Here is a 19,396-nt window from a genome sequence, read left to right on the forward strand (position 1 = left end):
GAAGTTTAGCGAAATCCCATGCTCATTTAATAATGAATAGCCAACCAAACACTCTCCTGCTTTGGCGTTGTCCATGAAACTCTATGTTTCTTGTGTGCTGGTATGTTTATATAATCTCCACCTCTTAAATGTACCTCCTCACCATCAACAAATAAAAGCACCGCCTCGCCACTTAGTAAAATAACCCACTCATTTTGGCTCTGGTCATACCACTCGCCCTCTTTTGTCACATGCCCATAAGAGATAATTCTCTCTATTTTTATATTTTTACTGCTTAAAAGTGTCTCAAAAAACTCCTCTTTAAGTGAAGCTGGAATATCTGAGAATATATTTTTACTCTGCAAAATAGACACTCACATATCCAACAACTCTACTCTCATCTCCACTAGCATCTGCGCTTGTTCTATAATCAAGTAGATGTGGAACTAAAGTAGCTTTTTTTGCACTAAGAAGCATAGCTTCAACACCGATAATTCCACACGCTTCACAACCGCTATGGAGTTTTTCTATATCTAAGTTCTCTATGGCACTTACGCAGATATTATCTACTCTTAGAGCCTCTTCTTGTGTGTGAAAATGGCTCAAATCTGTACTTATGATGATTCCAACATCTTTATGATTTAGAGCAAAATCTATGATTTTAGATAGATTTGATGGCTTCATATAAGAGTAAACCAACTCTACAACAGAAGCACCCTCTATATAGTATTTTATAAAAGGAAACTGAACCTCTGTGCTATGTTCAAAGTGCGTATCTCTATAGCAAGAGAGTAAAAAAGTATTACTTAACTCTTCTACTAAATCCAAAGATGCAGGAATCGCGCCAAATGGAGTCTCATAAGAGCTAAAATCACCCAACGAGATACCCTCAAATCCAACCCTATGTGATGGACCGATTACTAAAAACTTTTTTACACCACTTTTTTTCAAGACTCTATAAGCTACGTTTGCGCTATATCCTGAGTAGATATAACCAGCATGTGGGACAATTACAACTCTGCTTTTTATATCTGGCAAAATGTTTTCTTCATCATAAGTAGTGCTAAAGTGTTCAAAATATCTCTCTAATTCAACTGCTCTGGCAGGGTAAAAACTCCCAACTACGCTCATCTCTCTTTTCATCTCCAAACTCCTGCTATAACTTCGCCGCAATGCGTACATTTAGAATCTTCTATATTTAAAATCTCAGCCCTATATCCATCTCTGGCTACAAGTTTTGTTTGACATTTCGGGCAGTAAGTTGAGCCATCATTTAGAACATTTCCAAGATATACATACCTTATGCCAAAGCTCTTTGCTATCTCTTTTGCTCTTTGCAAAGTTGCTATTGGCGTTGGGGCAGTCTCATTCATCTTGTAGTCTGGATGAAAAGCACTCAAATGCCATGGAACATCTCGTCCTAGTTTTGTGACTATAAACTCCGCCATCTTCTCTATCTCCACTGAGCTATCATTTACATCAGGGATAAGAAGAGTTGTGATTTCTAGCCAAATTTTACTCTTTGAAAATGAAACTAAAGATTCTAAAACTCCATCAAGCTCAGCCTTTAGAACCTTTTTGTAGTAGTCATGTGAAAAGCTCTTCAAATCTATATTAGCAGCGTCAAGCCACGATGGAAGCTCTTGGAGAACCTCTTTTGATTCATATCCGCTGGAGACAAATACATTTTTTATATCTGCCTCTTTTGCCAAAACTCCAATATCTTTTGCGTATGGATACCAAATAGCTGGTTCATTATATGTGTAGCTTATGCTCTTGCATCTGTTCTTGATTGCAAGGTTTACAATATCCTCTGGCATGTAAGTTACGCTCTCATCAACTTCAAATGTTTGAGAAATAGAGTAGTTTTGACAAAACGGGCATCTTAAATTACATCCGACTGTGCCGATTGAGAGCGAGGTTGAAGCTGGTAAAAAGTGATATAGCGGTTTTTTCTCAATAGGATCTACATGTAGCGCACTTGGATGTGAGTAGGTTTTGTTCACAAGCTCTGAATTTATGTTGTAATTTATACCGCAAATCCCGCCTCTGCCCTCTTTGAGTGTGCAGTAGTGTTTGCATAAAAGACAGGTTATGCTATCTTCATCATTATAGTGAAAGTACTTCATCAAAATTCTCCTCTATCGCCTCAACTCTATATCTATATATGGTTGGATGGTATGCGTAAATAGATGGGTTAGCACCAGCTTTATAACTTAAATGCTCTAAAAAAAGTTCTTGAGTTTTCAACTCATCCCAAACTTGAGGCAAAAACGTCCCTTGATATGAGCCATAGTTCAAGATGAGCCCATCTTTGAGTGGAGTTACTTTTTTTAGCAAATCTTCATAATCTTCATACTCTAAAATCTCTGGCGGAGTCAAGATAGAGACTTCAAGATTTAGATTCGTTAGCTCCTCTTTAGATAGTGCTTTAAATCTTGGGTCTTTAAAGGCGGAAGAGATTGCATTGTTTATGATGTCCTCAAGAAGAGTTCTGTGAGCGATGATAGAGCCGATACAGCCTCTTAGTTTTCCATTATGCTTTAGCGTTACAAAAGAGGCACCACTCTCTTTTAAAAACGGGTACTCATCCTCAAGCGCTTTTTTATCAAAACTATAACTACTATCAAATCTGCTTAAAATTGCGCTCTTTGCAACTCTTAAAACTATACCTTCTATCATAACTGATCACCTATCTCACAATCTCTTTGAGTGCATCTTCAAAATTATCATACTCAAAGACAAAACCGCTCTCAAGAAGTTTAGATGGATAGACCTCTTTTGAATCAAGTATCACACTTGCACCCTCTCCATAAAGAAGCTTTAAAACAAACGTTGGTAGTGGAAAGATAGTCGGACGATGAAGAACTTCCCCCATGATTTTTGTCTGCTCTTTATTGCTAAGCGGGTTTGGTGCGCAAAAATTCACCGCACCTTTTATATCTGGAGTTTTTATGATAAATGCAGCAGCTCTTATCAAATCATCTATGTGAATCCATGAGACTATCTGCTTCCCATTTCCAACTATTCCGCCCAACCCAAGTTTAAAAGGCGGCAACATTTTTTGCAGTGCACCTCCCTCTTTTGCAAAAACAACACCAAAGCGCATCTGCACATTTCTAACTCCAAACTCACTCGCTCTTCTAGCCTCTGCTTCCCAATCTTTGCACAGATAAGCCAAAAAGTCATCTGAGAGTTCATCTGAGTCGTCATTATGCGCACTCCCAGATTTGTAAATTCCAACAGCTGAAGCATTTAAAAATAGTTTAGGCTTTTCATGGCAGAGTCCAATTGCATCAACTAGCTTTTTTGTCGTCTCTATTCGGCTTAAATAGAGAGTTTTTTTATACGCTTCACTCCATCTTGAGAGTATTGTAGCTCCACTAAGGTTTATCAAAATATCACATCTATTTATCTGCGCAGCCACATCAAGAGCAGAGACATCGCCTCTTATTTTTACCTCAACAACTTCATTTTTTTGAGATAAAAAATAGTCTGTAAATTTCGAGCCAACCAAACCGCTCTTTCCGCAAATCGCTATCTTTAGTCTATTTCCTGACATGTTAAACTCCACAACTGATATTGAGTTATTATAGGTACATGTACATAAATCAATGCTTATAGTTCTAAGAGGACTGTATCTCTTGCAGTGATGTCAAGCTTTTTGCACGCACTCTCAAACGCCATGCTCTCACCAACCAAGATACACTTATGTTTTGCCCTTGTAACAGCCGTATATATGAGCTTTGTGTTGTGCATAATGTAGTGTGAAAAACTCATAGGAATAACAACAATATCATACTCCATCCCTTGAACTTTATGGATAGTAAGCGCATAAGAGAGCATCAGATGACTACGCAACTCCTCATACTCATAAACAACAACTACATCCTCATTCGGATAAAAAACGAACGCTTGTTCATCATCCTCTTCTATCTTAAAAAGAAGTCCGCTCATGCCGTTAAATATGCGTCTTTGAGCCGAATCTTCGGAGTTTTTAAAACCCTCACTGCTCCAAGATGTCATGTTTTCATTTTTGGTATGAACCACTTTATCCATAAGTCTAAACTCCACACCGCCCTTTTTAACGCACTTCTTTGGGTTTGGGTTGAAGTAGTTTTGTAAAACAATATTTAAGTTGTTTGAGCCTAAAGTTCCGCCCTTCATAGGTGTTATGACTTGAAAATAGTTTAGATACTCTTTTATCTGCTTGTTGCTTAGTCTGTATCTAGCTTTCTCGATTGATTCAACTACTTTGTGAGCGATTACTGCAACTATTTGCGCTGAGTTCTCCTCTCTTTGGCTTGAGAGTTCTGCTTGAGTGAGCTGATTTTTAAGAGCATAGTAGTTTTGCATACTTACATCTACAAACTCAAAATCCTCATACTCTCTTTTATATTCAGGCACAACACCCAAACGTATATCATTTGCTATAACAGTTATCGCCTTATCTTCACTCTGTCTATATATCTTTGTAAGTTTTACAATAGGTGCAAGGCAGAGCGTTAAAACATCGCTAAGTACATTTCCAGCCCCAATAGGAGGGAGTTGTGCATCATCTCCAACAACTATAAGGAGTGCACTTTTACTAACTTTTCTAACCAATCTCGCAAACAAAGAGGAGTTTATCATTGATGCTTCATCTATCAAAACAACAGAGTAGGGAAACTCGTCTCTCTCTTCAAATTTGACTAAAAGAGATTGTATAGTAGCACTCTCATACCCTGTTGTATCGGCTATACGCTGTGAGGCAATACCGCTAAGAGCACATGTAATAATCTCTTTTTTATCATATTTTGTATTTAACAAATCAAGGATACTCCTAGATGTCGTACTTTTCCCAGTTCCTGCATACCCGACTAAAAAAAGTATGGATGAGCCCTCATTTATCTTCTTTAGAGCCTCTTTTTGCTCATCTCCGAGTTTTAAATCATGCTCACTCAAAAATAGATCTAAATCTTTTGTAAAACCGCCATTATCAAGTTTTGCTCTTCTTTTAAATTCATCATACAAATACTTCTCTGCATCATAAAGACGAGCGGGAGAGACACGCTCATTTTTCATCAAAACAATGCTTCCCTCACTAACTCTCTCAACTAAAGAAGCCTCATAGAGGTAGCTTTTATCGCTAAAAGTGAGTAGTTCATCAAGCTCAAAAAAAAGTATCTCTTTTGCCACGCAAGAGTTACCTTGCTGTTCGCAGTAGTTCAAAAGTACATAGTCCATAGCCGAACTTATGCGGTTCTCATCATCTTTTTTCACGCCCATCTTAAGAGCTAGTTCATCCGCACGTTTGAAGCCTATGGAGTTTATGGAAGTTAAAATGTAAGGATTGTTTTTTATCTTTGCACACGGCTCTTCAACATCTCTCATAGCAGTTGCGATAGTTGTCAAAAAGGCAGGAGTTACATCATAAGGAGTTAAAAATTCCCCGATTTCTCTCATGGAGCGAAACTTTTTCCAACTTGCTTGAATTTTTTTGAGTTTTTTCTCTTTTATCCCCTTAAACTCTAAAAGCCTCTCAATATCGTTGTCTAAAACCTCAATTAGCCCATCATTTCCAAAATGCTCTATGAGATCCGCGGAGAGCTTTTTTGTAAACCCTTTTATGATTTTATTTAAAAAGAAAAAAAGCTCATTTTGATTTACTTTTATATACTCAAACTTAAAAGTTTTTCCATACTTCTTATGCTCTTCCCAGTGGCCTTTAAGCGTTATGGCACTCTCTTTAAGATGCGAAACCTCACTCTCATAGTAAGAGCCACTAATCTTCTCCCCACTCTTTAAAACAGCTATAAAAAAAGCCTCTTCTTCAAAAAGAATTTTGTCGATTTGACCTATGAGAGTTTCATTCAATATTTAAACCTTCATCAATCTCAAGCAAAAACCTATCTATACTTATCACTTTTACACCATTAATTGTGTCGTTTGCGTCATATGTTATCAAGATACATCTATCATTCTCTTTTTTGAACTCTCCAAAAGCGTTTAACTCTCTTTTTTTTGTTTTTTCATCACTAATATCATAAGACACCTGATACAAGCTATCATGCATATAAAAATCTACCTCTTGATTATCTTTCCTATATGTTATTTTTTCATCTTTTTTATATAACTCGTTAAATACTAAATTCTCAAGTGCTGTGCCTAAGTTTTTTGTTCTGTTTACTCCTAAATTTAAAAAACCGTTATCACTGACATATAGTTTTTTAGCAGATTTGATTTGTGAGGTCAGCTTATCGTGATGCGCAGAAATAGTATGGATTAAAAAATTATCTTCAAAATAGCCGATGTACTCTTTTATCATTTTTGGGTCAACGCTTAGTTTTTTAGCCAGCGAGCTGTAGTTTAAAGTGCTTGAAGCATTTGAGACAAGATAATAAAAGAGGTCTCTTATGATTTGAGAGCTTTTAATGTTGTATCTAGGAACTATATCTTTGAGTATGATATCTTCAGCCACATTCATGAGATACTCTTTTTTTAGCATTTCATCATTATTTGACATCACTGAGTAGTATCCGCCCCATTTGAGGTACTCATCCATAGCTCTGCTTATCTCAATTTTATTTGCTGTTCTTTGAATTTTTGTGGAAAAATCTATATTTTTAAAATGTAAAAATTCCCTAAAATTAAAACTCTGAATGTCAAGCCTCAGTACTCTGCCCGTTAAAACAGTTGCATAGTTTGAAGTTAAAAGCGATGCATTTGAGCCTGTTATGATAAATTTGATATTTGAGTTCTCATATTTTGATTTTACAAAGATTTCCCAATTTTGAAAAATTTGCACCTCATCTATAAAAAAATATATCTTCTTCTCTCTGTTTGGATTTGCAAGTTTTAAGTACGCATCAAAAATCACTCCAAGATACGAAGCGTCATCTTTATACGGAATAAATTCTGGTTTTTCCAAATTGATGAAAAATATATTTTTTGCTTCAACGCTCTTTAATAGCTCACGAATGAGCAATTTTGCCAAAGTGCTTTTACCTACGCGTCTAGCGCCAACAAGAGCCAAAATTTCCTTTGTGCCAAGAAATTTTATAGCTTTATCTAAAATTTCTCTTGAAACAAAGTCGCCGTATATACTCTGATTTACCCAGTGTCTATTATCTTCTAAAAGAATTGAATCCATATTTATATCCTAAATAAAGAATGTATTCCTAATAATACACTATTTTTAAGTAAAATACTTTTTTAAATCTAAAGAGATTTTAAATAAATTTCATTTTTTACATATGAAGCATTAAGCCAAAAACAATGCTTCGTATACTCTTTTAAATGAGTCAATTTGTCTCTGACTGGTAAAGATATTGTATCGTCAGCATTTATTGCATGTGGTCTTACATGTGATACTGCGTTAAATTTTTTATTTGGAAAGTTTGTATATCTAATCTTGTTGCCACTTTTATTTGTTTTTATATCTTTAACTATATCCCCACTTTGAACAATCTCTTTTGTTCTTGCCCACACTTTTTCAACCTCCAAGATATCTTTATATGGCATATTCCAAAATTGAGCTTTCTTGAATATCAGTTTTTTATTTTCAAATTGAAAAAAAACAAATAAAAATTTATGTCCTAATATATTGCTTATTTCAGATTCATCCCAAGTTTCATTGACTATATTCTCATATTTAAAATTTGGAAATGAAATATCTTCTTTAGGTAAATTATTATCTTTAAGCCGAATAGTTTTTACGATTATTTCAGCTTTTTCAAATTCTTCTATTTCTTTATTTAGCTCTATGCCTAAAATTGCTTTTGTTAAATTTGCATAAAAGTTTTTTGCTTTAAGGTTTAAATTTATATTTAACATTGCCAAAATATCTTCTATTGTTTTATCATAATAAGATTCAAATTTTGACACCACAATCTCTTCTAATGTTTTATCTTTAGTAATTTCAGTTGATTGTATTAATTTACCATATACAGATGAATTACCAGATATTGAAGCAATAATATGATTTACATAGCCTTGTTTTAATGAGTAGGCTCTCTGTTTTGCTGTTAAAGTACTATTGGGCTGCTCTCTTGGATTTCCACCTTTTCCACCTTTTGGTGCAGCTCCTAAATAAAATGTATCACCTTCGGAAAGTTCATGAGCTTTTCCATCTAAAACTTTTTGTTTTATTCTTTTCCAATCTTGCTTTATTATTTCTAAATCAATACTTGGAAAAGTCCATTCATCAACAAGCTTAATCACATAGTCCAAAACATTGGTATCATTTTCATATAAATAAAAAACTAGGAGTAAATTCTCATTTTTTTTCCAAAAAGAACTTGTTTCAAAGTTTTGATGAACAATATCTTGATAATTGATTATATTTAGTGATAATCTCTCTTTAGCGCGAAACTGATTATTTTTAAGTTGTTTTAATGGCGATGATTTTAATTCAAGATTAACTTCTGGAAAATCTGCTTCTGCATTAGAATTTGGAGCATATAAAAAATAAAATTTCTCAAGTATCTGTCCAAAACTTCCTTTTCCAGAATATTCATGTGACAAAATAGTTTTATTACAAGATTTTTTTAATGTACTAGATTTAAGCTTCTTTGCAAATTCTATAATAGATTGTTTATTAAAAATATCATAAGGTAATTCCATCTATATCTCTTTTAAAAGTACATTACCAAGTTTCTCAACAATCCCTACAACCAAAGCATTGCCCATTAAAAAAGCTCTTTTGCTATCACTTACACCAGCGGTATGATTGTCTGGAAACATGTTTAATCTCTCCAGTTCAACTGGTGTCAATCTTCTATGTCTCCCATCAACACAAACAACGTGTTTAAAGCGTGAAGCACTTGCTCCGCCTTCGCCAGTTATGATTGTTCTGGATGGTTTTTTTAAGCAATCTGGAAAAGACATGCTACCTTCACTATAGAGATATTTGTGTCCTGTTGTCTTATGTACTCTCTCGATTGATTTTGAATTTTTGTGATATTTCCACTTTTCTAGCTCTTCATCACTTATATAAAATTCTTTTGGCACATCTTTTTCATCTTGTAAAAAATCGCCAAGAACACTGAAATTTCCTTCATGTTCAGCTTTACATGTAGCTGTATAATAGACTCCATCTATCATGTATCCAGAGTCGTAAAAACTATTTTTATTAGAAGTGTTTTTATTGAAATTATCTGTAATATCAACCAAGTCATCTGAGAGTTTTAAGGAGAATATATCATCTTCTTGAATCATCTTTATAGGAAATGTTTTGGCAAAGATTCCATCTTTGCTCAGTACCTCAAATGGTGTTTTTTGTTGCAAATTCAAATACGGTTTTGTTCCATTTTTGTACGCCATTATAAAAACTCTTCGTCTTCTTTGTGGCATCCCATAGTCACTTGCATTTATAACTCTCCACTCAACCCCATAACCAAGAGAATTAAGCGATGAGAGAATAATTGCAAAATCTCTTCCTCTTTGAGCGGCAGGAGATTTTAAAAGCCTATCTACATTTTCAAGCAGAAGATATTTTGGTGCTTTCTCTTTTTTTTGCTTCAAAATTCTATATATCTCCCACCATAAGACACCCTTTTTACCAACAATTCCATGTGAATTTTTAAGAGTGCTTGCAACAGAGTAATCTTGACATGGAAAACCGCCTACGAGTAAATCGTGGTCTGGAATTACAGAAGCATCTACGGTAGAGATATCATCATTTGAGTGATTTTCATAGCCAAACCTAGCACAATATATGTCAGAAGCATGTTGCGTTTTTGTGGACGGTTCCCACTGATTGCTCCAAACTACGCTATAAGACTTATTTTCTAAACTGGTCTTTTCTAACCCCAGTCTAAAACCGCCAACTCCTGCAAACAATTCAACTGTTCTGATAGATAATGATTGTGAAGTTTGCATATTCATAGTTAACTCATTCATATTGTATGTAAATAAATTTGGTATTTTCATACTATCTTCCCCTAAATTTTATTAGGTTTTATAGTAATTAAAATTTAATAATTTTCTATAAAATATGACAAATTGACATATTTTATTTTTATAAATTTGTTTATTTTGCAAAATTATATCCAAACTTGCTCTTGATAACTTGAACTCCCTTTGTGTCACATTTAAGACACCTTTTTATGTTACCATCTTGTTTAATTTATTTTAAGGAATATATCATGCAAGACAAAATAGTTTTGGTAACAGGGGCAAACGGTGGGCTTGGGAATGCTTTTGTTCAGGTTCTCTTAGAGCAAAAAGCAAAAAAGATTTATGCGGCTGCTAGAGATATAGGCTCCCTTGCGCATTTAAAAGATATAAGCAATATTGAACTCTTAGAGCTTGATATTACCGATATTACATCTATAAAGGCGGCAAGAGAGAAGGCGAGCGATATAGATGTGCTAATAAACAATGCTGGTGTTAACTCCAACTCAAGAGTTTTTGATGGCGATTTTATCGATTTGCAAGTCAACTACAAAGGTACGGCAAGCCTCTGCAAAAGCTACTTTGAGTACGCAAAAGAGCATAAGCTACAAATCATCAACATCTCTTCCATAGTCGCTCTTTGCAATCTCCCTTTGATGGCAAAGTACTCCATCTCTAAAAGCGCTTTGCACTCCTTTACACAAGCTCTAAGAGCTGAGTTAAAAGCCTATGGTAGCGAAGTTTATGAGGTTTTTGCTGGACCAATTGACACAAGATTAACAGAGGGAGTTGACATGCCAAAAGCAGATCCTATTGATGTGGCAAAAAAGGTTCTAAAAGATGTTAAAGCGGGTGAGTTTGATATATTTCCAGACGTTTTTGCCCAGATGATAAAAGAGAGACTTGCCTCTGAGCCAAAAATGGTAGAAGCAGACTTTAGTATGTCGATTGTTGGTTAAGGCTCTCTAGCCCTTAACCCTCTTGTTTCTATCTTCCTCTTGAGCTTTGTAAAGTTCTGCACAACCTTTTGATAGCTCTCTAATCTTTAAGATGTAGTTTTGTCTCTCCGTTTGGCTGATTGCTTTTCTGGCATCTAGGACATTAAAAGTGCTTGCCGCCATCATACAAAGGTCGTACGCTGGAAGAGGAAGCCTAGCTTCTATGGTTTTTAGGCACTCTGCACTCTTTGCGTTAAACTCTGCAAATAACATCTCAGTATCTGCTATCTCAAAATTATACTTACTAAACTCTATCTCAGCCTCTTTATGAACATCTCTATAGAGAGTTTTTCCATGCTCATTTTCACCCCAAACTATATCAAAAACAGTGTCTACACCTTGTAGATACATGGCTAGTCTCTCTGTTCCGTAAGTTATCTCAACCGCAACAGGATTACACTCTATCCCGCCGACTTGTTGAAAATATGTAAATTGCGTTACTTCCATGCCGTTTAGCCAAACTTCCCAGCCAAGTCCCCATGCCCCAAGTGTTGGCGACTCCCAGTTATCTTCTACAAAACGAATGTCATGGTTTTTTACATCAAGCCCAAGATACTCTAGCGACTTTAGATAAAGCTCTTGAATGTTGTCAGGGGAAGGTTTTATGAGTGCTTGAAACTGGTAGTAACTTCCCAAACGGTTTGGGTTTTCGCCATATCTTCCATCGGTTGGACGGCGTGATGGTGCTACATAAGCAACAGACCATGGAGTTGAATCTAGTGAGCGTAAAAACGTAGCTGGATGAAATGTTCCCGCACCTGCAGGAATATCGTAAGGTTGAACAATATTACAACCCTGTTTCATCCAAAATTCTTGTAGTTTTAGTAACATGGAGCTAAAAGTTATCATAGTTGCCTCTTTTAAAAATTATGAAATTATATCAAAGCAATACTTTACTTTTTTGAAATCTCCTCTTTGAGAGCCTTATATAAAACTTTATGTGTTGAGCGCTTATGTATGTACTCTTTTGCACCAAAGAGTGTCTCAAACATGATTTTCCATAGAGTTTGAAAGTTATCATCATCTCTAATTGCACATAAATTTTTCTGCATTTTGTATTCAAGTTCTGCTAAAGCTTTTGCGTGAGCAACATACTCGCTTAGGATGTTATGCTCAACTCCCATCTCTTGAAAGTTTTTTACAAGCTTGATTAGAGAAGCCTCTTTTTGCGTAAAGTCATCACTCCCTAGAGGCATTAAAATATCATCTTTTAATAGCTCTTCTAAAAACTCTCTCTCAATATTATACTCATTTAAAAACTCCTCTTTTGTGTAGTGTTTTGCATTTTTTGGGATATTTTCTAGTGTCTGCATCATGGGTGCTATCATCGAAAAAGAGCTGGATAAAGAGCTGTTTTTATTTTTTAGCATTGTTTTGAGCTCTTCGTTAGAGCTCCCCATCTCTTGCTTCATGTAGCGTATATACTCTAAAATCTCTACATGTATATCTGAGTATCTATGAACGTTTGATTTTAGTTTTTTTGCCTCTGGAAGTAACCCTTCTCTTATGTAGTATAAAATTGTTGATTTTGGAGTTTGAGTAAGTTTTACTATTTGAGATACTTTGTATTTCATCTTTTGCCTGTTTACTTTTAACTAAGGATTGTACTCTATAATTCTAAACGTTAAGCACTACTTAACGTTTTAATAGAAACTAAACCTAAAGGGAAAAAAATGGCACATATTAAACTACCAGAATTTGAAGAGATGACTCCAGCTATACAAGAGAGAGCTCGTCCTATTTTAGAAAAAACAGGAAAACTTGGAGAAATTTTTAAGCTAATGGCAATGGATGAAAAAATCTACTTTGCAACAGATATGATGATTCAAAAATATCTTCTTGATGAGACGACACTCTCTTACGACACAAAAGAGGCTATTGCTCTTCTGGTTTCAAAAGAGAACGGATGTAAAATGTGCGTTGACGTTCATAAAGGTATCGCAAAAATGCTCGGGTTGTCTGATGAAAAAATTGAAAAAATTTTAGAGGGTGTTGATGCAATAGATACTGACGCAAAAGAGAAAGCTCTTCTAAACTTCTGTCTAAGAGCTGCTCAAAAAGATAGTTACAAGATGTTAAAAGAGGATATTGATGCAATTAGAGATTTAGGTTATAGTGATGCGCAGATTCTTGAAGCAGTCGCAATTACTGGATATTTCAACTACATAAACACACTCTCAAATGTTTTTGGACTAGGGCAGTAGTCGTGAGAAATATTTTTATTTTAATCTCTCTTTTTATAACGGTTGCTAGTGCACATGAGTACAAATCTGTTTTTAATTGCAATGCCAAAGATATGTCATACATAGCCAGCAGAATGGTACTTATAGAGAGAACCATGGATATGATACAAAAGAGTGGCGATAGCACTGATTTTGCTCTAACCATTCATGGAAACTGTTCCAAGATTGTCTCAAAAGATTATGATTTGATTGTAAAAGAGGATGAAATAGAGAGTGTAAAACTAGCTCAGTCTCAGCTTATAAAACTTGATAAAAGGGGCGTTAAGATAGTTGTTTGCGCTATGAGTCTAAACGCAAATGCGATAGATGAGAGTAGCGTAATCTCAGCTGTAAAAATCTCTCCAAATAGCTATTTAGATACTATCAAGTATCAAAACAATGGCTACGCACTTATGGTTTTTGAGTAATCTTTTATACGATTTTACATATTATATCACCTATCTCTTTTTGTAAGTGCGCCGCAACCACTGCGCACTTTACCTTTAGTAAAAAGCAGATATTTTTTCTATGCGATGGACTCATGCACTCGTAATTCCCCATACCTTTGCTTATGACTAAATCAACGTTATCAAAAATTTCTCTAGCATAAGAATTTGCTCTACTATATGCAAATCCAGGGCTGTTTACTCCACTGTCAATTAATTCACAAAGTTCATCAAATCCAGCTTCCTTTGCCTCTTTCATAGTTACGTCATTTATGATTGGTGTTCCTCTAACCATATATGAAAATTTTATCTTAGGATAGAACTCTTGGAGTGTTTCAATAAACATATAATCAAAAATATGCTCACCTACATTATCTCCGATTATTAAAACACTCTTTGAACTCTGTAGTTTTTCTTCAAAGAGAGAAAAATCATCATAGGCGAAATCAGTATAAAAGATTTTATCAAGCTCCTCTTTTAAGTCAAATTCCACTTCAGCAGCAAGATCAATAACATTTCCAGCCACAGCTATTTTTGTAGCGGTTAATAATTTGTTTTGAGATTTTAATAACTTCTCTTTTAACAGTGGAACAAAAGAGAGAGCTTTTTTTGTTGAGAGAGTCTTTACTTCATCGTATAAATCTATTTTATTGGCTATTTGCGCCATTTTTTCATAAACATAAGAGGCTATTTCAGGAGGAGCATCGCTAAAGGAGAAAGATTTGCTCATCTCCTCTACAGTTGAAGTTAATTTTTTAGAAAGCAACTCATCTGCGCCAATTGCATTTGCTACTTTTACACTTTGATTTATTATACATGTAACACAAGCTTCATCAATAGTCATATTGTGAAATACCCACTATTTTTCAGTATGTTCTTCTATGGCTTTGTTCCACATAAGCTTATATTTTCTTCTCATAAATTCGACTTCTTGCTGGGAGAGTTTTAATTGTTCTTGAAGTGTATGTATAGTTTTTCTATCTTCATCATAAAGTTCTTGCAAAGAAGAGAGCGCCTCTCTTAAAAACTCATTTTCAACTCTAACAGCTCTTAGAGTCTCATCTTTTGCATCAAGAACCTTTTCATGTAAATTTATGATGGTGCCTATTGTTTTTTCAACAAACTGAGGCTGAACTAACATCTCTTTTGTGTTATGTGAAGAGAGCTCTTTTAATTGAGCGGGAACCACTTCTCTTGCACCTTTGGATGGGTCGATATATCTTATGCCATCTTCAACTTTTAGAGTAAGTTTGCCTCTGTGTGCTAAATCGTCAATAGCAGACATATCTAGCCCTGTTAGTTCCATATACTCTTCATCACGCATCCACTTCATAGCCATTCCTTTAATTTATTTCACACCCTCAAGAGTACATAGTAAATTCAAGAGAATCTTTATGTTAATTCGTAAGGGTTAGAGAGATGATTCTCTAACTTACTCTAACATTTAATTTCCCTCGGCAAGAAGCCCACGACATAACTGTCGTTTAGCATTTATCTTTTTTTACTATGGTAAGATAGTCTCTATCTCCATAGAATCCATCTCAACTTTTTTAGCTTTTGCTATACGATCCTCTTTTAACTTAACTGCCAACTCTTCATTATCAAGAGCTAAAATTTGCATAGCTAAATATGCAGAGTTTATAGCTCCTGCTTTTCCTATTGCAACTGTAGCAACTGGCATTCCAGCTGGCATCTGAACAGTTGAGAGAAGTGCGTCTATTCCACTTAGAGCTGATGCGCTCATAGGAACACCAATAATTGGTTTTACTGTTTTAGAAGATAAAACACCTGCTAAATGTGCAGCCATGCCAGCTGCAGCTATGAAAACATGAGCACCTTTTTTTTCTGCTTGTACAATGTAATCTTTCGTTCTCTCAGGAGAGCGATGTGCTGAAGATATAATCATCTCGTAAGAGACACCAAACGCCTCAAGCGTATCTGAACATGACTTCATAATCTCATAATCACTTCTGCTACCTATCACAATTGAAACAAACTTCATATATTTATCTTCCTTTTTTTTTGGTGGACGATTATATCATAGCTTTTTAAACTATTTTTTGATAGATAAATAGAGCTTATTAAACTTTTGGATAAGTTCCCATATCAGGATGTGCTGGGATTCTCAAAAAAGTATAAGGCGGAAGTTTAATCGGCAGTGTAATCGGATTTAAGTTTCCGCTATGTACCTCATCCCAAACTTTTTTATTTTGGGCTATGAGTTTTTTTAGCTTCATATAAACTCTGCCTTCTCTCTCATAAATAGTACCAATTTCATTATCCACCATCTCTATCTTTGCATCAAGCGGAGCGACAAGTTCTAGTTCATCATGTGGAAGAGTTTTATATTTGCATAAAAAATGTGTACCTCTCTCGTCCACTTGCCCGCTCACCTGATGAGTTCCTAGCTGCATAGTAAAATCAAGGCTCTGGGTGTCATGTTTCTCAAAGGGTCTTGAGATAAGATAAGCATCTGTATAGCCTCTGTTTTGAAGAGATTGAAGTTCATACTGATATTTTTCTACATCATTTACGCCATTATAATAATCATCAATCGCCATTCTGTAAGCTTTTGCTGTAACTGCTGCATAGTATGATGTTTTTGTTCGACCTTCTATTTTTATAGAATCCACTGCACCAGTATCGAGTATCTCTTTTACATGTGAAGCAAGATTTAAATCTTTGGAGTTCATGATATAAGTTCCAACGCCCTCATCCTCCTCAAGCCTAAAGAGTGTTCCAGTCTCTGGATTTGCAGCATACATCTCATAAGGAAATCTGCAATCATTTGCACAACTTCCACGATTTGGAACGCGCCCACTTTGAAGAGTAGAGATAAGACATCGTCCGCTGTAAGCAAAACACATAGAGCCATGAACGAATACTTCAAGCTCCAACTCTGGAAGCTCTTTTTTAATCTCCACCAAATCACGAAGTGAAATCTCTCTTGCCGTAATTATGCGAGTAGCACCCATATCATAGTAAACTTTTGCATCTAAAACATTCATAACGTTGGCTTGAGTTGAGAGATGAAGTGGCATGTTTGGAGCTAACTCATGACATAGTTTTAAAACTCCTGGCGTTGCGACAATAAAAGCATCAGGTTTTAATTCTGCCATTTTTAATATATGTTTTTTCAAAAGATTAAGTTGAGAGTTAAAAGGGAAGCCATTGATAGTTGCATAAACTTTTTTGCCTCTTGCATGTGCGTAAGCTATGCCCTCTTCAAACTCCTCAAAGCTAAACTCTTTTCCAGAGCGAATTCTAAGAGAAAAATGACTCACTCCGCCATAAACGGCGTCAGCTCCAAAATCAATAGCAATCTTTAACTTCTCAAGCGTCCCAGCGGGAGACAACAGTTCAACTTGACTCATTGTTTTACAAAACTTGCTAACAGTGCTTCTATATCTTCGTTTGAAGCAAGTTCGTTATGAGTATCGCCTACAATATGTTGAGCGGAAGAGACTCTCTTCTCATCATCAATTCTACCCTCAAAAAGAGAGTTCATATAGTTGGAGAGTGCGCGCATAACATTTATAACACGCTCTATCTTCTGACGATGAATATCTTGATACTGCATAATATCCATAACGCTCATGATAGAATCTCCGCCAGACTGCATAGACTCTATTATCTGATTTGCATCATCTAATGCAGCGCTATTTTTTTCTAACTGTGTTGCAAAAGCTTCAACATCTGGAAATTTTTTGTTTAATGTTTTAAAGAGGGCGATATTGCTGTTTATAACTTCAACAACGCCATTCATAACCTCTTCACTATCCATAAGGTTATTTGAAACACCCTCTATAATGTCAAATATTTCACTAGCTTTCTCTTCACTCTCTTTGGTTACATCATCTAATTGATGAACCATTTTATTCTCTTCTGTTGCAGGCATAGGCCAGTGATGAGCAGTTTTTTTTGTATAGCCTACTGGTTTCTCTTTAACTGTTTTAGTTTCTTCTTCTTCAAAAACTAAATCATCATCATCAACTTCTTCATCTTCTTCTAAATCATTTTGCTCAGAAACGCTCTGTTCATCCCCTAATGAATCCAAATCATCAATATCGCCACTCATCAAAGCATCAAGTTCTTCTTGGGTCATAATCAATTCTCCATATTTATAAAATTAGCTAAATTTATTGTTTGACACTATAATATCATAAAAATATATAAAATTGGAATGCCAATATGATAGCTGACTTACATAATCACACCAAACTTTGCAACCACGCAGAGGGAGAAATAAATGAATATATAGAAAAAGCGATTGAGTGCAATATTAAATATTTTGGATTTGCAGAACATGCACCGATGAATTTTGATCCAAAATACCGTATTAGTTTTGAGCAGATGCAGAGCTATGAGCAGAGCATTTTAGAGGTCAAAGAGCTATATAAAGAAAAGATAGAGATTTTGTTGGGGTATGAAGTAGATTATCTAAGAGGCTACATGGACGAGAGAGTATTAAATGCAAAAGTTGATTATCTCATTGGGAGCGTACACTTTATAAATGAGTGGGGGTTTGATAATCCAGAGTTTATAAAAGATTATGAAAATCAAGATATTGATGAAATCTGGCAAAAATATTTCGATGCGATAGAGGAGATGGCTAAGAGCAAACTATTTGACATAGTTGGACACTTAGATTTAATAAAAATTTTTAAATTTATGCCAAAAGGAAATATTGCATATATTGCAAAAAATGCTCTCAAAGCAATTAAAGATGCTGATATGTCTGTTGAAATAAACGTTGCGGGTCTTAGAAAACCTATTGCTCAAACATACCCATCGTATGATTTACTAAAAGAGGTTAAAAAATTAAATATTTCTATAACATTCGCCTCTGATGCGCACAAGCCAGAGCAAGTTGGGCTATTTAGCGATGAAACTATGAAAATGGTCAAAGAGTTAGGTTTTAGCCAATGCGTAATATATCGCAACAGAAAAAAAGAGTTTATAAATCTTTAATAGATTCACTGTAAAAGCAATTTTAAAGACTTAGCTCTGTATAATGCCCCAACATAAAATTAAGTAAGGAAATTAAAATGGGAAAATATATAGAATTAACTAGCTCAGATTTTGAAGCTACATTAAGTAAAGGTGTTTCTTTAGTTGATTTTTGGGCACCATGGTGTGGACCTTGTCGTATGATTGCTCCTGTAATTGAAGAGTTAGCAAATGATTATGATGGCAAAGCTAAAATTTGTAAAGTAAACACTGATGAAGAGCAAGATATTGCTGTAAAATTTGGTATTCGTTCTATCCCAACTATCATGTTTTTTAAAGATGGCAAAATGGTAGATCAAGTTGTTGGAGCGCAATCTAAAGCTGCTCTTGCACAAAAAATCGACGCTCTTTTAGCGTAAAGATTTCTTCGGTGAAGCAAGGAGGCAGAAGTCTCTTTTCTTTATCTACCCTCCTAGCCTCTTTTTTTGGGGCAGCTATGATAGCTGCTGCTTTTGCTTACTTCAACTACAAGTTTTCAGAATATAAATTCATCGACTTCAAAGAGTGGACGTTTTATGAACAAAAAGATATATTTAGCCCCACAGAAGATGACTATATAATAGTATTTTACTCTTCAAGAGAGCCTGAGACTGCAAAACTCTTATCTCAAACAAAACTTAACTATCAAATTTTGGCAATTGACTACTACAATCAAGTATTTCCAAAGACCGATGGTACAACATTTCTTAGGTCTGGAACAAAAACGTCACTTAGCTTTATCCAGAGGTTTAATATCTATGAATCCCCATCTATCTTCTTTATAAAAAAAACAAAAGAGCAGATTTATAAACAAGATAGTATGATACTCAAACTAGATAATTTGAATGAGTTATCAAATAAAATAAAAGATTTATAAAAGGATTAT

General features: G+C 35.0%; 22 protein-coding genes. 6 read left to right on the forward strand and 16 right to left on the reverse strand.

The window, feature by feature from the left end:
- Positions 1–26 precede the first annotated feature (26 nt).
- The 9 genes from SUDEN_RS09595 to dcm all read right to left on the reverse strand — a co-directional run bounded on the left by SUDEN_RS09595 (position 27) and on the right by dcm (position 9,891).
- On the reverse strand, positions 27–353 hold the full coding sequence (locus SUDEN_RS09595; protein ID WP_238374807.1) for a cupin domain-containing protein: 327 nt from the start codon (positions 351–353) through the stop codon (positions 27–29).
- Positions 334–1,122 (reverse strand): AmmeMemoRadiSam system protein B, encoded by a 789-nt coding sequence (gene amrB, locus SUDEN_RS09600; protein ID WP_011373462.1) that lies wholly within the window; start codon positions 1,120–1,122, stop codon positions 334–336. The genes SUDEN_RS09595 and amrB overlap by 20 nt, the downstream gene beginning before the upstream one ends.
- The gene (gene amrS / locus SUDEN_RS09605) at positions 1,119–2,108 is read right to left on the reverse strand and encodes an AmmeMemoRadiSam system radical SAM enzyme (RefSeq protein WP_011373463.1); all 990 of its coding nucleotides are present in this window, start codon (positions 2,106–2,108) and stop codon (positions 1,119–1,121) included. The genes amrB and amrS overlap by 4 nt, the downstream gene beginning before the upstream one ends.
- Entirely contained in the window at positions 2,089–2,661 is a 573-nt protein-coding gene (gene amrA / locus SUDEN_RS09610) for an AmmeMemoRadiSam system protein A (protein WP_011373464.1), read from the reverse strand. The genes amrS and amrA overlap by 20 nt, the downstream gene beginning before the upstream one ends.
- A gap of 10 nt (positions 2,662–2,671) precedes the next feature.
- Entirely contained in the window at positions 2,672–3,541 is an 870-nt protein-coding gene (locus SUDEN_RS09615; RefSeq protein ID WP_011373465.1) for a TIGR01777 family oxidoreductase, read from the reverse strand.
- 56 nt (positions 3,542–3,597) lie between these two features.
- Complete coding sequence (locus SUDEN_RS09620; RefSeq protein ID WP_011373466.1) at positions 3,598–5,835, reverse strand: AAA family ATPase; 2,238 nt, start codon at positions 5,833–5,835, stop codon at positions 3,598–3,600.
- Positions 5,828–7,111 (reverse strand): ATP-binding protein, encoded by a 1,284-nt coding sequence (locus tag SUDEN_RS09625; RefSeq protein ID WP_011373467.1) that lies wholly within the window; start codon positions 7,109–7,111, stop codon positions 5,828–5,830. Before SUDEN_RS09625 ends, SUDEN_RS09620 begins: the two co-directional genes overlap by 8 nt.
- Positions 7,112–7,179: 68 nt before the next feature.
- Positions 7,180–8,583, reverse strand: a complete 1,404-nt coding sequence (locus tag SUDEN_RS09630) for a Sau3AI family type II restriction endonuclease (RefSeq protein ID WP_011373468.1) — start codon at positions 8,581–8,583, stop codon at positions 7,180–7,182.
- Positions 8,584–9,891 carry a DNA (cytosine-5-)-methyltransferase gene (gene dcm, locus SUDEN_RS09635; RefSeq protein ID WP_011373469.1) on the reverse strand — a complete coding sequence of 436 codons (1,308 nt, stop codon included), beginning with the start codon at positions 9,889–9,891 and terminating at the stop codon, positions 8,584–8,586.
- 215 nt (positions 9,892–10,106) lie between these two features.
- On the opposite strand from dcm, the gene SUDEN_RS09640 reads away from it, so the two are divergent.
- The gene (locus tag SUDEN_RS09640; protein ID WP_011373470.1) at positions 10,107–10,814 is read left to right on the forward strand and encodes an SDR family oxidoreductase; all 708 of its coding nucleotides are present in this window, start codon (positions 10,107–10,109) and stop codon (positions 10,812–10,814) included.
- A 6-nt stretch (positions 10,815–10,820) separates the two neighbouring features.
- Here SUDEN_RS09640 and glyQ read toward each other — a convergent pair whose 3' ends face one another.
- Positions 10,821–11,702, reverse strand: coding sequence for a glycine--tRNA ligase subunit alpha (glyQ, locus tag SUDEN_RS09645; RefSeq protein ID WP_011373471.1), 882 nt, complete (start codon positions 11,700–11,702; stop codon positions 10,821–10,823).
- A 44-nt stretch (positions 11,703–11,746) separates the two neighbouring features.
- Positions 11,747–12,427 (reverse strand): MerR family transcriptional regulator, encoded by a 681-nt coding sequence (locus SUDEN_RS09650; protein ID WP_011373472.1) that lies wholly within the window; start codon positions 12,425–12,427, stop codon positions 11,747–11,749.
- A 99-nt stretch (positions 12,428–12,526) separates the two neighbouring features.
- Here SUDEN_RS09650 and SUDEN_RS09655 point away from each other — a divergent pair, with 99 nt between their 5' ends.
- Complete coding sequence (locus SUDEN_RS09655; RefSeq protein WP_011373473.1) at positions 12,527–13,057, forward strand: carboxymuconolactone decarboxylase family protein; 531 nt, start codon at positions 12,527–12,529, stop codon at positions 13,055–13,057.
- A 2-nt stretch (positions 13,058–13,059) separates the two neighbouring features.
- Positions 13,060–13,503, forward strand: coding sequence for a DsrE family protein (locus SUDEN_RS09660; protein WP_011373474.1), 444 nt, complete (start codon positions 13,060–13,062; stop codon positions 13,501–13,503).
- Positions 13,504–13,507: 4 nt separating this feature from the next.
- On the opposite strand, the gene SUDEN_RS09665 is transcribed toward SUDEN_RS09660, so the two are convergent.
- The 5 genes from SUDEN_RS09665 to SUDEN_RS09685 form a co-directional block, all read right to left on the reverse strand.
- Positions 13,508–14,365 (reverse strand): damage-control phosphatase ARMT1 family protein, encoded by an 858-nt coding sequence (locus SUDEN_RS09665; RefSeq protein WP_011373475.1) that lies wholly within the window; start codon positions 14,363–14,365, stop codon positions 13,508–13,510.
- 15 nt (positions 14,366–14,380) lie between these two features.
- Positions 14,381–14,854: a DUF3972 domain-containing protein gene (locus SUDEN_RS09670; RefSeq protein WP_011373476.1), complete on the reverse strand. Its 474-nt coding sequence runs from the start codon at positions 14,852–14,854 to the stop codon at positions 14,381–14,383.
- Positions 14,855–15,025: 171 nt separating this feature from the next.
- A complete protein-coding gene (purE, locus tag SUDEN_RS09675) occupies positions 15,026–15,523 on the reverse strand; it encodes a 5-(carboxyamino)imidazole ribonucleotide mutase (protein WP_011373477.1) in 498 nt (165 codons plus the stop codon).
- A 79-nt stretch (positions 15,524–15,602) separates the two neighbouring features.
- Positions 15,603–16,895 (reverse strand): peptidase U32 family protein, encoded by a 1,293-nt coding sequence (locus SUDEN_RS09680; RefSeq protein ID WP_011373478.1) that lies wholly within the window; start codon positions 16,893–16,895, stop codon positions 15,603–15,605.
- Positions 16,892–17,626, reverse strand: coding sequence for a hypothetical protein (locus SUDEN_RS09685; protein WP_011373479.1), 735 nt, complete (start codon positions 17,624–17,626; stop codon positions 16,892–16,894). Before SUDEN_RS09685 ends, SUDEN_RS09680 begins: the two co-directional genes overlap by 4 nt.
- Before the next feature lie 86 nt (positions 17,627–17,712).
- Here SUDEN_RS09685 and SUDEN_RS09690 point away from each other — a divergent pair, with 86 nt between their 5' ends.
- From SUDEN_RS09690 to SUDEN_RS09700, 3 genes are all read left to right on the forward strand, one after another.
- Complete coding sequence (locus SUDEN_RS09690) at positions 17,713–18,492, forward strand: histidinol-phosphatase (RefSeq protein WP_011373480.1); 780 nt, start codon at positions 17,713–17,715, stop codon at positions 18,490–18,492.
- A gap of 77 nt (positions 18,493–18,569) precedes the next feature.
- Positions 18,570–18,890 carry a thioredoxin gene (gene trxA, locus SUDEN_RS09695; protein ID WP_011373481.1) on the forward strand — a complete coding sequence of 107 codons (321 nt, stop codon included), beginning with the start codon at positions 18,570–18,572 and terminating at the stop codon, positions 18,888–18,890.
- Positions 18,891–18,901: 11 nt separating this feature from the next.
- Positions 18,902–19,387: a hypothetical protein gene (locus SUDEN_RS09700; protein WP_041672317.1), complete on the forward strand. Its 486-nt coding sequence runs from the start codon at positions 18,902–18,904 to the stop codon at positions 19,385–19,387.
- Positions 19,388–19,396 lie beyond the last annotated feature (9 nt).

The sequence above is a fragment of the Sulfurimonas denitrificans DSM 1251 genome (assembly GCF_000012965.1).
In the GTDB taxonomy this organism is placed as follows: Bacteria; Campylobacterota; Campylobacteria; order Campylobacterales; family Sulfurimonadaceae; genus Sulfurimonas; species Sulfurimonas denitrificans.

Coding starts and splice junctions, on each gene's coding strand:
- amrB (WP_011373462.1), bottom strand. CDS start 1,122: ATGAAAAGAGAGATGAGCGTAGTTGGGAGTTTTTACCCTGCCAGAGCA.
- amrS (WP_011373463.1), bottom strand. CDS start 2,108: ATGAAGTACTTTCACTATAATGATGAAGATAGCATAACCTGTCTTTTA.
- amrA (WP_011373464.1), bottom strand. CDS start 2,661: ATGATAGAAGGTATAGTTTTAAGAGTTGCAAAGAGCGCAATTTTAAGC.
- SUDEN_RS09615 (WP_011373465.1), bottom strand. CDS start 3,541: ATGTCAGGAAATAGACTAAAGATAGCGATTTGCGGAAAGAGCGGTTTG.
- SUDEN_RS09625 (WP_011373467.1), bottom strand. CDS start 7,111: ATGGATTCAATTCTTTTAGAAGATAATAGACACTGGGTAAATCAGAGT.
- SUDEN_RS09630 (WP_011373468.1), bottom strand. CDS start 8,583: ATGGAATTACCTTATGATATTTTTAATAAACAATCTATTATAGAATTT.
- dcm (WP_011373469.1), bottom strand. CDS start 9,891: ATGAAAATACCAAATTTATTTACATACAATATGAATGAGTTAACTATG.
- SUDEN_RS09640 (WP_011373470.1), top strand. CDS start 10,107: ATGCAAGACAAAATAGTTTTGGTAACAGGGGCAAACGGTGGGCTTGGG.
- glyQ (WP_011373471.1), bottom strand. CDS start 11,702: ATGATAACTTTTAGCTCCATGTTACTAAAACTACAAGAATTTTGGATG.
- SUDEN_RS09650 (WP_011373472.1), bottom strand. CDS start 12,427: ATGAAATACAAAGTATCTCAAATAGTAAAACTTACTCAAACTCCAAAA.
- SUDEN_RS09655 (WP_011373473.1), top strand. CDS start 12,527: ATGGCACATATTAAACTACCAGAATTTGAAGAGATGACTCCAGCTATA.
- SUDEN_RS09665 (WP_011373475.1), bottom strand. CDS start 14,365: ATGACTATTGATGAAGCTTGTGTTACATGTATAATAAATCAAAGTGTA.
- SUDEN_RS09670 (WP_011373476.1), bottom strand. CDS start 14,854: ATGAAGTGGATGCGTGATGAAGAGTATATGGAACTAACAGGGCTAGAT.
- purE (WP_011373477.1), bottom strand. CDS start 15,523: ATGAAGTTTGTTTCAATTGTGATAGGTAGCAGAAGTGATTATGAGATT.
- SUDEN_RS09680 (WP_011373478.1), bottom strand. CDS start 16,895: ATGAGTCAAGTTGAACTGTTGTCTCCCGCTGGGACGCTTGAGAAGTTA.
- SUDEN_RS09685 (WP_011373479.1), bottom strand. CDS start 17,626: ATGACCCAAGAAGAACTTGATGCTTTGATGAGTGGCGATATTGATGAT.
- SUDEN_RS09690 (WP_011373480.1), top strand. CDS start 17,713: ATGATAGCTGACTTACATAATCACACCAAACTTTGCAACCACGCAGAG.
- trxA (WP_011373481.1), top strand. CDS start 18,570: ATGGGAAAATATATAGAATTAACTAGCTCAGATTTTGAAGCTACATTA.